Here is a 12,664-nt window from a genome sequence, read left to right as displayed (position 1 = left end):
CATCTTTTAAAGTATAGGATAGTTATTTATGAAAAAATACAGGAGATATGGACTATGTTATTAAAAAAAGCACCTGCCTACCGGAAAGCAGAAAAGGAAGATTTTTCAATGATCCGGGAATTTATCCGAAGAAATTATAAAGACCGCTGGGAGTTTGAGGAAACACATACCGAAAAACGTCTGACCAGACTTTTCTTTTACACCTATATGATATACAGAGATAGCGTTACCGTGGCAACCTACCGTGATCAGGTAGTTGGGGTGCTCATTACCGGTAAAGAATCTCATGGCCATTTTGCCCCGGTTTTCCGTTTGAAAAAAGGCTATCATTTCCTGCGCCTGAAGTTTACTAAGGAAGGCCGGAAGAATCTGGAGCATTTTAACAAACTTCAGGATATGAAAAAACAATTGACTGTTTCCCCGGAGAAACCGACTCCCGGAAATATCCTCTTTCTTTATGTAAGCAAAGATTACCGCAGAAACGGAATCGGTACCGGGCTTCTCAAACAGATTTCAACAGAGAAGGATACGGATTATTCCATATATATGGACCAGCTAGATCAAAGAACCTTTATGGAAAGTCATGGTTTCGTAAAGAAAAACGAGGTTTCCCAGATGCGGGAGCTGAACAAAAAACGCTTCCGGGAAAGTGTAGCTCTTTACAAAAAAGAACCGCGTTGCGAAACACATTCATAAATTACGCAGGAGATAAATGGAAAATGAAAAAAATTGGAATCATGGCTGACAGCCACAGTGGCATTTTAAAACAAGAAGCAGAGGAACTGGATATTCATGTCCTTCCCATGCCTTTTTATCTGAATGGAGAACTGTTTCATGAAGACCTGGATTTTTCCAGAACAGGATTTTATGAGAAGCTGCGTGAAGGAGCAGATGTTTCAACTTCACAGCCTTCCCCACAGGAAGTTATGGAAATGTGGGACGAAATGCTTTTATCTTATGATCAGATCCTCTACATTCCGTTGAGCAGTAGTTTAAGCGGTTCCTGCATGACTGCTGCCGCCTTGTCTCAGGAACCCAAATACGAAAACAAAGTGTTTGTGGTAGACAACGGGCGTGTTTCCACACCCCTTCACCGTTCCATTCTGGATGCGATAGACCTGGTGGAAGATGGATATACAGCACCGCAGATCAAGGATATTCTGGAAGCATCCCGTGAAAAAACCGTGATCTATGTCGGATTAAGCACACTGGAATATCTGAAAAAGGGAGGCCGTATCAATACCACCACAGCACTGGCCGCAAATCTTCTCAATATCAAACCGGTTATGAAATTTGGAACCGGTAAACTGGATGTTTTCCAGAAATGCAGAGGCATGAAAAAATCAAGAAAAGCCATGATCGATGCTATGCACAGAGAATTGGAAACAACTTTCAAAAAAGAATATGATGCCGGAAAAGTATATCTCATGGCTGCCTCCAGCAGCACTGCGGAAGTTACCGCAGACTGGATCTCACAGATCCGGGAAAGCTTTCCGGGAATGGATGTGATGTGTGATGATCTTTCCCTTGGACTTTCCTGCCATATTGGCCCGGACGGACTGGGAATCGGATGTTCCTGCATGCCTTTATAAAAAACGTCTCAATATTTTCTGCAAATAATCCAGGGTTGTGGTATGATATTGTTATCAATACATAACAGGCAGATTTTATCTGTTATTATAGCACTTCCAACCATTCATGTTCTGCACAGCTGAACTTGATGCAGTAATTTCTGGGAGTGCTGTGATCAGAAGGGAGAAATTATCATGGCAAAAACAATTAAAGAATTAACACAGGATCTTCTTCAGGCACCATCTGCATGCAAAGAAGTAAAAGAAGCGGCACAGAATTATCTGGATGCGGCAGGAACTGAGAAAGAAGCAGATGCGGCAACTGCTTACGTAAAAGAGCTGGAAGCAGATATCATGCCCATCGACGGACTGATCTCTTTTGCAGGTTCTGACATGGGCGCACAGGTATTTGGCGCAGATGACGCAAAAAAGATCCTGGCTCATGCTGAAGAGATCAAAGCTTCCGGTGCAAAATATTGTGACTGCCCAGCATGTGCAGCCTGCGAAGCACTTCTGAACAAAAAAGCAGAAATTCTGAAGTAATCACATGGCCCAGTTTGAAATTGAGATCAAGCTTCCATTAAAGAATCTTAAGGAAACCCTGAAATTTCTGACAGATCAGGGATTTCAGGAGACAGCACAGATTCAGGAAGAAGATACCTATTTTAACAGTGTCTATCACGATGTAAAAAAACGTGATGAAGCACTGCGTATCCGAACAAGCACAGACTGCAGATCCGGTATTTCTAAGACTCAGATTAATTTTAAGGGGCCCAAACTGGATAAAATCTCCATGTCCCGAATGGAACTGGAAACAGAAGTATCCGATGCAGAAGTGCTTAAAAATATTCTCATCCATCTGGATTTTTCTCCGGTAGCGTCTGTCATGAAAATGCGAAAGTATATGAAATGTGGCAGATTTACCGCCTGTCTGGATCAGGTAGAGGGACTTGGAGACTTTCTGGAGCTTGAGGTGATCGCAGAGCAGGAAAGTGAGCGGAAAGAAATTTTATCCAAAATGGAAGATCTGCTTGCCATATTGGGATATCACATGTCGGACACTGTACAGACTTCTTATCTCAGTATGCTTCCGAAAAAATTAAATAAAAATCTTTTTTAAACCAGCAGGAATATTTTCGTGTGAGTATCAAAGGTACAGAATACGGAAATGTTCCTGTTTTTTCTTTTCTTACAATTCTTCGGCGTTCCAAGTTTATCTACCATACTATAAATCCCACATCACAAAGCAACACCAAACCACATTCAATGTACATGTCATTACTATTGACCAATTGTGTTTTTTGTTGTTTTGTGTTTATTTTCATGTGGTTTATTGAATGTTTACAAGATTTTTCGCATTTTATATGTGGATTTATTGATATTTTTTCAAAAAAGCCCTTTACAAATCCACACAATCGGGCATATAATGAAGTCATAAACAACAAGAAAACATATTAAAGCAATCGTAAACACAACAACAAACCACATTTAAACACGGAGGGAATATATTATGAAAATTCTTGAATCTAAATTCGTACAGGGCTTTATCAAAATGGCAGACGATGGATATCAGCAGGGATGGCACGAGAGAAACGGCGGAAACTTAAGCTATCGTCTGAAAGCAGAAGAAGTGGAAATGATCCGCCCACGACTGAACGCCCCCGGAGAATGGACCCCCATCGGTGTTGAGGTTCCGGGACTTGCCGGAGAGTTTTTCCTGGTAACAGGAAGCGGTAAATATTTCCGTAATATCATCGTTGACCCGGAAGTATGTCTTGCGATCATTGAGCTTGACGAAACAGGAACCAACTACCGTATCCGCTGGGGTCTTGTGGAAGGCGGTCGTCCGACCAGTGAGCTTCCAACTCATCTGATGAACCATGAAGTAAAGAAAAAACTTACCAACGGTAAACATCGTGTTATTTACCATGCACATACCACCAATACCATTGCACTTACCTTCGTTCTTCCCCTGGATGACAAGGTATTTACCCGTGAACTCTGGGAATCCGCAACTGAGTGTCCGGTAGTATTCCCGGATGGTGTAGGTGTCATCGGATGGATGGTTCCAGGTGGAAGAGAAATCGCGATCAAAACCGCTGAACTGATGAAAAAATATGATGTTGTTATCTGGGCGCATCATGGTATGTTCTGCTCAGGCGAGGATTTTGACCTGACCTTCGGACTTCTTCATACCGTTGAAAAATCCGCAGAGATCCTGGTTAAGATCTTATCCATGGCTCCACAAAAGCTGCAGACTATCACACCGAATAACTTCCGCGCCCTTGCAAAGGATTTCAAAGTAACTCTGCCGGAAGAATTCCTTTACGAGAAAAAATAAATTCTTCGGCTACACAGTTTTATATTATATAACTGTACTCCTATCTGAAACTTTATCAGAAACAACCAAATATTTGCTGATTTTTGCTGATAAATCTGGTATGATAAAAACATATCTGGTTTATCAGCCAATTAATATCAGAAAGGATATGGATAAGGTATGGAAGAATTATATAAAGCGATCGAAGAGAAGATCAAGGCAAGCGGATACCCGCGAAAGATTTCCGGAGAGGAAGTTTACGACGACATCTGCGATCAGATTGATGGGAAAGAGAATGGAAGCTATGTGCTGCTTTCCAAATTTGATGATGATGTGATCTTTGAATATCATATCTCAATTATGGACAGTGAATTTAATCTGGGTGTTCTTACCATGCGTACTCCGGAGGGTGTATTCGAGACAGATTTTGATAAATAAGTTAAGTACGGATTTTGATTTTGGGTCATGGATATAATACAGATGTCCATAATCACTGCTTAAGGTTTTTTGAACCCTACAGGGAATTTGAGATTTTCTTGATCTGATTAAATATATAGAGGCAGTTGATTTACATAATTTATATTATGTGAACTAACTGTCTCTATATTTATATGCAATGCATGTCAAACGAATCAGTTGCTCCGCAGTCCCATTATTCATCAGTCCTCGCGAAGACGTACCGCCTTGGCCGCCTGACGCCGTCTAGCATCATCCAGAGCCGCATAATGCTTCTTAGTAGTATTGACATCCTTATGACCCAAAACATCCGCTACAAGGTAAATATCACCGGTTTCCTGGTACAGGGCAGTACCATAGGTGCTGCGAAGCTTATGCGGGGTGATCTTTTTTGTAGTTGTGATCTCCCTGGCATATTTTTTAACCAGATTCTCGATAGCCTGAACACCGATCCGGCGGCGTTGGGTAGAATAGAAGAGAGCGTGTTCATGGCCTGCCAGAGGCGTAATATTCTCCCTGACTTCCAGATATTTCTTCAATGCTTTTTCTACTTCAGGACCAAAGTATACAACCATTTCATTTCCGCCTTTTCGGGTAACTTTGATTCCATTGTTTTTGAAGTCTACATCCTCAACATCCAGTCCGACACATTCCGATACTCGGATCCCGGTACCAAGAAGGAGAGTAACAATAGCAAGATCTCTGTCCTTCGTTTTTTCATGGTACATCCGTTTCTGCCCGGTCAGCGTATCTCCGCAATGCTCAATATAATCCAGCAGCATGGCAACCTCATCTGTATCCAGACGAATAATATTCTTATCATGGATCTTGGGCACATCGATCAGAACAGACGGGTTGGTGGTGATCATTTCATGTTTATAATAGTAAGCATAAAAACTTCTTAAAGCAGAAATTTTACGTTTGACGCCACGTTCACCATTTGTTTCCGTTTTGGAAGAGTCCGCGGATTTATAAACTTTGAGAAATTCTTCATATTCCTCAAGATCAACAGCCTTGACCTGATCCAGAACATCAACTGTGAAATCCGACATGGTTTTGTCTTTGAACATTGGATTTTGCTCCAGTAAAAACTGAAAAAATATACGAATGTCATATGCATAGGAAATTCTGGTCTTGGTTGTAGTCGTTGCATCAATAGCCCGGAAATAATCCCTGCAAAATGGCGGAAGCGTTTTTAAAACCTCACGGAGTTTTAAAGTATTGTCAATGTCATTTTGTTCGTGGTAAGTAATTTTGTTATCCATAAAAACTCCTTAATATATAAATTTTACATAATTTGCAGGAAATACCTGAAACACCTGAAACACCTGTTAAAAGAAGTGTTTTTACACTCATCTATATCTATACGACAAACCCGAGTTTTTCAAATAGATGGGTAGTATAAACAGCTACTTCCTACAAAATTGCCTGTTTTTGATAAATTTTCAAGTAAATAAAGTGCCTCCTTATGGAAGCACTTTTTATTATTATTTGTCGTTACCCTCTGAGGCTTTCATCAAAAATAACGGTAAACGGTCCGTCATTTTCCAAAGATACTTTCATATCTGCACCAAAAATTCCATGTTCTACAACCGGAACCTGTTTACTGGCTTCCGAAATAATATATTCATATAATTTATTTGCTTCATCCGGTGCACCGGCTTCTATAAAGCTTGGACGGTTTCCCTTACGGCAGTTTGCATATAAGGTAAACTGTGAAACCAAAAGCAATTCCCCGTTTACATCCGCCAAGGACAAATTGGTCTTTCCATTTTCATCCTCAAAAATACGAAGTCCCAGAAGCTTTTTCAGATACCAGTCTGCATCCTCTTTGGTGTCCTCACGGCCAACGCCGATCAGAACAAGAAACCCTTTTCCGATTTTTCCGACAATTTCTCCGTCCACTTTGACTTCTGCATGATTTACACGCTGAATTACAAATTTCATAACCTGTTCTTCCTCCGTCTCCGTCTGTTTTTCTGCTTCAATCGAAAGCCTATATATTTCGCCTGAATAAATTTAACTAAAAATGTAAACATTCGTTTAATTTCATCCCAAGCCCCGGACCAGATTCTGTTTTTTTCCGCTTTTACTGTAACTTCCTGTGCTTTTGATACAGATTTTTTCACCGGCATTGGCAGGACCTTTCCGGAAACGGGGTCTACACAATCAATATCTCTATAAAACTCAGCATCTGCAGACATATCTTTTTCATCAAGACTACGTCCGATCAGCTTCCATACAGCAGCATTCAGCACAGCAAATACCGGAACTCCAACGATCATTCCCGGAACTCCAAATAAACCACCACCGACCATGATTGCAACAATAACCATAAAGCTGGACAGTCCGGTCGACTCACCCAGGATCTTTGGTCCAAGGATATTTCCGTCAAACTGCTGAAGGATCAAAATAAAGATCAGGAAATACAAGCTCTGAATGGGATCTACCAGCAAAATAAGAAGAAAACACGGAACTGCTCCCAGATATGGCCCGAAAAACGGAATAACATTTGTAACACCGACGATCACACTGACCAGAATCGCATATGGGGTTCCGATGATCGATGTTCCAACATAACACAATACACCGATAATTGCGGAATCCAGGATCTTTCCGCTGATAAATCCACCAAAGGTTTTATGCGTAAAACGCATGGAATGAACAAGAAAGGTTGCCCATTTGGTTGGAAGAACTGCATAAACAGCCATTTTTGCCTTGGCAACAAATCCCTCTTTATCCGCCAGTATATAAAGAGATACGATCGCTCCAATAAGGAAATTCTTCAGAAAAACAAGAAGATCCAGAAAGCTTGCGGATATATTTTTCATCATAAACTGCATCTGGGGAAGGATCGTATTTGTCAGATACTCCTGTAATCTGCTGGAATACTGATTGATCTGGCTGATCATATCCGGATTCAGTTTCCATCCCTTTTCCACGACGGAATTTAACCAGTTTTCCACTACACTTACGTAATGAGGAAAACTGTAGATAATATTCATGATGCTTCGAATCAATTGAGGAAGGATCATCATGACAAGGGCATAAATGACCAGAAACATAAGAAATACAGAAAGGATCACACAGATCCAGCGTACTACTTTCCTCCCCTTTTTCTGAAGTGCTTTATTCCTTTTTTCAAAAATCGGAAAAATGATCTTCCGCTCCAGAAAATTAACAATGGGGGTTAGCAGATATGCTATGGCAGCTCCGTAAATGATCGGCGCCATAATACCGAAAAATGTTTTAATTCCGGTGATCAGAGATTTCATATGGAAAATCCCGTAATAAAATAAAATACTGGCAGCAATAACCAGAAATGCAGTCACACCTAACTGCACATAACGATGGTTCCAACGAATTTTCATAGTAATTTCCTCCACCAGGTGATTATAACATAGCATCTCTGGTTTGTGTCTAAAAAAAACATAAACATTATTTTCCAATAACCTGCAAAGATAAATTCCGACTTCAGGGTATCGCGCTGATACAGAAAACACCCCGCCATAAAATGGCAGGGTGCCTAAAAATCTGATGTTTATTTTTTCAGGCTGTCATAAATGTGAATGGCTTCGATAATTGCCTTCGCAGTTCCATCAATGCCAAGCTTGCTGCTATCCAGACAAAGATTATAGCTGTCCGCAGATCCCCATTTCTTGTTGGTATAATAATTATAGTAGCTGGAACGGCTTTTGTCTGTTTTGTTGATCATGTCCTTGGCCTCTTTAGCATTTTTATTGTATTTCTGAGCAATACGGTTGATACGCCAGTCAAGGTTTGCATGAACAAATACACTGAAACAATCCGGATTATCTGCAAGTGCATAATCCGCACATCTGCCGACCATTACACAGGGACCTTCTGAAGCCAGCTTCTTGATTGCCTCAAACTGTGCAAGAAAAATCTTATGGTTCATAGGCATGTCTGTAAATCCGGCTGAGGAATACCCAAATGAATAAGTATCCATTACAAGAGAATAAAGAAAACTGTTTGTTGGCTTCTCATCATGATGCTCAAACAGCTCCTTGCAGATCCCACTGTCATTGGCTGCGTGCTCCAGCAGCTCTTTATCATAGCATTTGATTCCAAAATATTTAGCAACTTCCTGGCCGATCTGTCTTCCGGCGCTGCCATATTTACGACCGATAGTAATAATAGAACTTGTTGTATTGTTACTCATAACAGCCACATCCTTTCTGCTCAGATTCAGCGAATTTGCAAATATTAACTCCGCTTCCTCTTTAATATAGTTATTATACACTATATTCCACAAGTTTTCCAGCTATTTTCGCAATTTTGTCAGCAATTTAACAAAATATTCCGGAAGTGGGGCTGTAAATTCCATATATTCCCCGGTACGTGGATGAACAAATCCAAGGATCATTGCATGAAGTGCCTGTCCCTCCAGATGATAGGGATTTCTGGATGAACCATACACCGTGTCCCCAAGAAGCGGATGTCCGATACTGGCCATGTGCACACGGATCTGGTGGGTACGACCTGTTTCAAGACGACATTCCACATACGTGGCCTCGCCAAAACGTTCCAGCACTTTGTAATGTGTTATTGCATCTTTACCATTTTTATGATTGATGGCCATTTTTTTACGATCTGTCGGATGCCGTCCAATAGGTCCCTCTATTGTTCCCTCATCCTCTTTCAGATTTCCCTGCACAACTGCCCGGTAGCGTCTGCGGATACTGTGACATTTCAGCTGTTCTGCCAGATCCCGGTGAGCAATATCATTTTTGCATACCAACAGTGCCCCGGTGGTATCCTTATCAATTCTGTGGACAATTCCAGGCCGCATCACTCCGTTAATACCGGAAAGGCTGTCACCACAATGTGCCATAACTGCATTGACCAGTGTTCCCTGATAATGCCCGGCTGCAGGATGTACAACCATCCCTTTGGGCTTATTAACGATCAGTACATCTTCATCCTCGTAAAGAATATCCAACGGAATATCCTCCGGAACGATATCCGGCTCACTGGAATCCGGGATCTCCAGATGGATCCTGTCATTTTCACGGACCTTATAATTAGATTTGGCAGCCTTCTCTCCCACGGTAATCTGTCCTTCTTTCAGAAGTTTCTGAAGGAAAGACCTGGAAAGACCGCTGTCTTTCTCAGCAAGATAGCGGTCGATTCGTATACCTGATTCTTCTTTTTCTACTGTATAATCATATATTTCCATTTATATCTCCTACAAGAACAGATAAATGCATTATATCTCTGCCCGGATCACTGTTTGATATTCAGAAACGCAAAATCATCATCTCTGTATTTCGTGCATACAAACAGGATCAGAAAAATTCCACTTACAACCACATAAACATCCGCAAGATTAAATACCGGAAAATCGATCAGGGAGAAATAGATAAAATCGATCACATACCCTCTGAAAAAACGATCGATAAAATTTCCCAGTGCACCAGCTGCAAGTACTGTAGCAATGGTGAGCAACGGCAGATAAAACCGCTCTTTCGGAATACGGATCCATGCATAGAGGATCACTCCCAGAAACAGTACACTCACAATGGCAAAAAAGAGTACACTTCCCTGAAACATTCCAAACGCAATTCCCCTGTTTTCCGGATAGAGATAATGAAGTTCAAGTACGCCAGGAATCAGCGAAACCGATGGTTGTCCTTTCAGATACAGATATGACAGCCATTTTGCTCCCTGATCCGCAGCCACGAGTAAGATCAGCAAAAAAATGTCCCCCGACATACACTTACTAAAAGACATTTTCTGATGATGGTTAACACGACTGATCATAGAGTTATCTCCTGAATACAGGAAAGCATTTCTTCATCGGTAACTGTTTTGTCGATCAAGCTTTTTCCGATACCATCCATCAGGATAAACCTGATATGTCCCTGTTCCATTTTTTTGTCTTTCTTTGTTGCGGAAAGAACTTCTTCCGGGATAAGACCATCTACATGCACCGGAAGATCGTAATCCGAACATCCCTGGCAGATTTCCTGATATTCTTCTTTGGTCAGAAGTCCTCGTTTCATGGAAAGATATGCCGCAGCTACCAGTCCGACTCCCACACACTGTCCGTGGAGCAGGGTGAAATTCTTAAGTTTTTCTACTGCATGCCCCACAGTATGTCCCAGGTTAAGAAGCGCACGCTCTCCCTGTTCCTTAGGATCACGCTCCACAACGCCTGCTTTGATCTCACAGCATCTGCGTACCATTCTGGCAATCCGTTCCATATCCAGCTTTTTGATCCCTTTCTGCTCACAGCATACATAGCGGAAAAAATCTCCATCACAGATCAATCCTGTTTTTAAAATCTCACCCATTCCGCAGGCAAACTGTTCTGCCGGAAGCGAAGAAAGAGTGCTTAGATTCATATATACAAGACGTGGCTGGTGAAAAGCTCCTACCATGTTTTTGTACTGCTGAAAATCTACGCCGGTTTTTCCGCCAACGCTGCTGTCTACCTGTGCAAGCAGTGTTGTCGGTACCTGAATGAAGTCAATCCCCCTGAGATAAGTTGCCGCGCCAAATCCGGTAAGGTCGCCTACCACACCACCGCCTAATGCAACAAGCAGACTTTTTCGGTCAAGACCATTTTGGATCAGGGCCTGATACAATGCCGAAACGGTATTAAGGTTTTTGTTTTTTTCTCCTGCCTCAAAGGTGAACACAGAAATATCGGAACTTACCTCACTTAAAACCTGTTTTACAGATTCTTCATACAGTGGTCCCACATTAGAATCTGTTACAATGCAGATTTTTCTGTCAACAAGTCCTTCTTCCTTCATAACCTGTGCCAGATTAGAAAAATCTTCTTCAAAACAGATGGGATAATGAAAATCACCTTCTCGTTTTACAAGTAATTTTGATGCTGTCATTGCGTTTTCCTCCTAGCTGTTCAGATATAAAGCAGAATCCGTACTCCAAGACGTCCTTTTTTTGTCTGACGGGATACCCCATCATAAATAAAACGTCCCTTTTTCCGAACGGATATGATGTCTCCCTCTTTGGGCTCATAACCATTGGATGTGATCAGTTTTCCATTTACAAAAACAAGCCCTTCTTCAATACAATGCACAATACTGCTTCTGGAAGTCCCAAAAGCCAGTGCGATCAGAGAATCCAGGCGTACGGACGCACAGGTTCCACTAACTGGTTTCAGTTCCGGCCTCGGAAGATCACCCGGATCTTCTATCTTCGACGCCACAACTGTGGTATGTCTTACACGACACAGATTCTCCAGAAAAAAATCTGTCATCTGACGCAGACAAAAAAAACTCGCAGTATGATCTTCTATAAGAATATCCCCAACAACACTCCTGTCAACCCCAAGATTCAGGATCGCTCCCAAATAATCCCGATGTGTCAGATCTTCTGAAAATTTCACTGCTTTTGGCTCAAGCCGGATACAATCAATGGGATAATCCCATGTAAAAGCAAGAGCATCAGGGTGAAAGGCTACCATCTGACGCTCTGCATTCTCATATCCGCCAAAACCTTCCGCTGTAACACCCAGCTTATGAAAATTCTGACTGTTTAAAATATTCCGTTCATTTAAATTAAGAAAATCCGTAAATGTGGTAATATCTCTCTGATAGGCCAGATTTGCCAGTTCACGGATTCTCTTAACAAAAAGTTCTTCTTTATCCATGAGGTTAATAACCCACTCTAACAGACGGCACAGAACCGCCAAGGATATTCTGAAGATCACCTGTAATATCTACATTATATGGTCCAAGTACAAAAATATAGCTGGATACCTGCTGAAGGCTTCCTCCAAGTGAATAACATGCACCGGAAGTAAAATCGATGATCCTCTGTGCAAGCTCCACATCGATTCCTTCAAGATTCAGGATCACGGTAGAATTATCGACCAGTGTATCCGCAATTTCTCTTGCTTCCTCCATGGTTGTAGGCTTGATCACACAAACTTCCATATTTGCAGCCTGGGAAGAACGCTTGCTTGTACGCATTGGGGTGATTTTGGAAGAAGGTGCCGGTCTGGAAATACGTTCCTGCCTTGCCGGGGCCTTGGCTGCAGCTGTCTTTACAGATGACTTGGCAACAGGTGCCTTAACCGTTTCATCTTCCGGCTCATCATCCAGAAAATCCTCTTCCTCGTCATTTTTTTTCTTGGAAAATTTCTCAAAAAATTTCTTCTTTGGTTTCTCTTCCATATCATCATCTTCATCGAGGAAATCGTCCTCATAATCGTCCTCATCCTCAAGAAGGCTATCATCTAACAATTCGTCATCGTCATAATCGTCGTTCAGTTTGATGGCATCTAAAAACTTGTCTAAAACGCCCATTTTAAATCTCCAAT

At 41.6% G+C, this 12,664-nt stretch carries 15 protein-coding genes; 6 read left to right on the top strand and 9 right to left on the bottom strand.

The window, feature by feature from the left end; genetic code table 11:
- Positions 1–54 precede the first annotated feature (54 nt).
- The 6 genes from NCY57_RS11640 to NCY57_RS11615 all read left to right on the top strand — a co-directional run bounded on the left by NCY57_RS11640 (position 55) and on the right by NCY57_RS11615 (position 4,329).
- Positions 55–696, top strand: a complete 642-nt coding sequence (locus NCY57_RS11640; protein ID WP_148446934.1) for a GNAT family N-acetyltransferase — start codon at positions 55–57, stop codon at positions 694–696.
- A gap of 23 nt (positions 697–719) precedes the next feature.
- The gene (locus NCY57_RS11635; RefSeq protein WP_092070011.1) at positions 720–1,592 is read left to right on the top strand and encodes a DegV family protein; all 873 of its coding nucleotides are present in this window, start codon (positions 720–722) and stop codon (positions 1,590–1,592) included.
- Positions 1,593–1,766: 174 nt separating this feature from the next.
- A complete protein-coding gene (locus tag NCY57_RS11630; RefSeq protein WP_015525145.1) occupies positions 1,767–2,114 on the top strand; it encodes a hypothetical protein in 348 nt (115 codons plus the stop codon).
- A 4-nt stretch (positions 2,115–2,118) separates the two neighbouring features.
- The gene (gene cyaB / locus NCY57_RS11625) at positions 2,119–2,691 is read left to right on the top strand and encodes a class IV adenylate cyclase (protein ID WP_022427276.1); all 573 of its coding nucleotides are present in this window, start codon (positions 2,119–2,121) and stop codon (positions 2,689–2,691) included.
- Positions 2,692–3,081: 390 nt separating this feature from the next.
- Complete coding sequence (gene rhaD / locus NCY57_RS11620; protein WP_092070008.1) at positions 3,082–3,912, top strand: rhamnulose-1-phosphate aldolase; 831 nt, start codon at positions 3,082–3,084, stop codon at positions 3,910–3,912.
- A gap of 159 nt (positions 3,913–4,071) precedes the next feature.
- Positions 4,072–4,329 carry a hypothetical protein gene (locus NCY57_RS11615; protein WP_092070005.1) on the top strand — a complete coding sequence of 86 codons (258 nt, stop codon included), beginning with the start codon at positions 4,072–4,074 and terminating at the stop codon, positions 4,327–4,329.
- A gap of 221 nt (positions 4,330–4,550) precedes the next feature.
- Here the strand turns inward: NCY57_RS11615 and NCY57_RS11610 are convergent, their stop codons facing one another.
- The 9 genes from NCY57_RS11610 to NCY57_RS11570 all read right to left on the bottom strand — a co-directional run bounded on the left by NCY57_RS11610 (position 4,551) and on the right by NCY57_RS11570 (position 12,650).
- Positions 4,551–5,612, bottom strand: coding sequence for a tyrosine-type recombinase/integrase (locus NCY57_RS11610; protein ID WP_022427274.1), 1,062 nt, complete (start codon positions 5,610–5,612; stop codon positions 4,551–4,553).
- Between the two features lie 232 nt (positions 5,613–5,844).
- Positions 5,845–6,294, bottom strand: a complete 450-nt coding sequence (gene dtd, locus NCY57_RS11605; RefSeq protein WP_114001611.1) for a D-aminoacyl-tRNA deacylase — start codon at positions 6,292–6,294, stop codon at positions 5,845–5,847.
- Positions 6,291–7,718: an AI-2E family transporter gene (locus tag NCY57_RS11600; protein ID WP_044961815.1), complete on the bottom strand. Its 1,428-nt coding sequence runs from the start codon at positions 7,716–7,718 to the stop codon at positions 6,291–6,293. The genes dtd and NCY57_RS11600 overlap by 4 nt, the downstream gene beginning before the upstream one ends.
- Positions 7,719–7,888: 170 nt before the next feature.
- Positions 7,889–8,530 carry a cytidylate kinase-like family protein gene (locus tag NCY57_RS11595; protein WP_022427272.1) on the bottom strand — a complete coding sequence of 214 codons (642 nt, stop codon included), beginning with the start codon at positions 8,528–8,530 and terminating at the stop codon, positions 7,889–7,891.
- Positions 8,531–8,632: 102 nt separating this feature from the next.
- Complete coding sequence (locus NCY57_RS11590) at positions 8,633–9,547, bottom strand: RluA family pseudouridine synthase (RefSeq protein ID WP_015525156.1); 915 nt, start codon at positions 9,545–9,547, stop codon at positions 8,633–8,635.
- Positions 9,548–9,594: 47 nt separating this feature from the next.
- Entirely contained in the window at positions 9,595–10,065 is a 471-nt protein-coding gene (gene lspA / locus NCY57_RS11585) for a signal peptidase II (protein ID WP_242872557.1), read from the bottom strand.
- A 62-nt stretch (positions 10,066–10,127) separates the two neighbouring features.
- Positions 10,128–11,219: a 3-dehydroquinate synthase gene (aroB, locus tag NCY57_RS11580; protein ID WP_110103147.1), complete on the bottom strand. Its 1,092-nt coding sequence runs from the start codon at positions 11,217–11,219 to the stop codon at positions 10,128–10,130.
- A gap of 20 nt (positions 11,220–11,239) precedes the next feature.
- Positions 11,240–11,992 (bottom strand): YlmH family RNA-binding protein, encoded by a 753-nt coding sequence (locus NCY57_RS11575; RefSeq protein ID WP_021652062.1) that lies wholly within the window; start codon positions 11,990–11,992, stop codon positions 11,240–11,242.
- Positions 11,993–11,996: 4 nt separating this feature from the next.
- Positions 11,997–12,650, bottom strand: a complete 654-nt coding sequence (locus tag NCY57_RS11570; protein WP_250789691.1) for a cell division protein SepF — start codon at positions 12,648–12,650, stop codon at positions 11,997–11,999.
- Positions 12,651–12,664 lie beyond the last annotated feature (14 nt).

The organism is Blautia sp. MB18-30, from assembly GCF_023669475.1.
Classification (GTDB): domain Bacteria; phylum Bacillota; class Clostridia; order Lachnospirales; family Lachnospiraceae; genus Blautia_A; species Blautia_A fusiformis.
The sequence above is the reverse complement of the archived record's forward strand: the minus strand, read 5'-3'. Positions and strand labels throughout refer to the sequence as shown.

Excerpts from the sequence above, each read along its gene's own strand:
- NCY57_RS11640 (WP_148446934.1), top strand. The coding sequence starts at position 55 with ATGTTATTAAAAAAAGCACCTGCCTACCGGAAAGCAGAAAAGGAAGAT.
- NCY57_RS11635 (WP_092070011.1), top strand. The coding sequence starts at position 720 with ATGAAAAAAATTGGAATCATGGCTGACAGCCACAGTGGCATTTTAAAA.
- NCY57_RS11630 (WP_015525145.1), top strand. The coding sequence starts at position 1,767 with ATGGCAAAAACAATTAAAGAATTAACACAGGATCTTCTTCAGGCACCA.
- cyaB (WP_022427276.1), top strand. The coding sequence starts at position 2,119 with ATGGCCCAGTTTGAAATTGAGATCAAGCTTCCATTAAAGAATCTTAAG.
- rhaD (WP_092070008.1), top strand. The coding sequence starts at position 3,082 with ATGAAAATTCTTGAATCTAAATTCGTACAGGGCTTTATCAAAATGGCA.
- NCY57_RS11615 (WP_092070005.1), top strand. The coding sequence starts at position 4,072 with ATGGAAGAATTATATAAAGCGATCGAAGAGAAGATCAAGGCAAGCGGA.
- NCY57_RS11610 (WP_022427274.1), bottom strand. The coding sequence starts at position 5,612 with ATGGATAACAAAATTACTTACCACGAACAAAATGACATTGACAATACT.
- dtd (WP_114001611.1), bottom strand. The coding sequence starts at position 6,294 with ATGAAATTTGTAATTCAGCGTGTAAATCATGCAGAAGTCAAAGTGGAC.
- NCY57_RS11600 (WP_044961815.1), bottom strand. The coding sequence starts at position 7,718 with ATGAAAATTCGTTGGAACCATCGTTATGTGCAGTTAGGTGTGACTGCA.
- NCY57_RS11595 (WP_022427272.1), bottom strand. The coding sequence starts at position 8,530 with ATGAGTAACAATACAACAAGTTCTATTATTACTATCGGTCGTAAATAT.
- NCY57_RS11590 (WP_015525156.1), bottom strand. The coding sequence starts at position 9,547 with ATGGAAATATATGATTATACAGTAGAAAAAGAAGAATCAGGTATACGA.
- aroB (WP_110103147.1), bottom strand. The coding sequence starts at position 11,219 with ATGACAGCATCAAAATTACTTGTAAAACGAGAAGGTGATTTTCATTAT.
- NCY57_RS11575 (WP_021652062.1), bottom strand. The coding sequence starts at position 11,992 with ATGGATAAAGAAGAACTTTTTGTTAAGAGAATCCGTGAACTGGCAAAT.
- NCY57_RS11570 (WP_250789691.1), bottom strand. The coding sequence starts at position 12,650 with ATGGGCGTTTTAGACAAGTTTTTAGATGCCATCAAACTGAACGACGAT.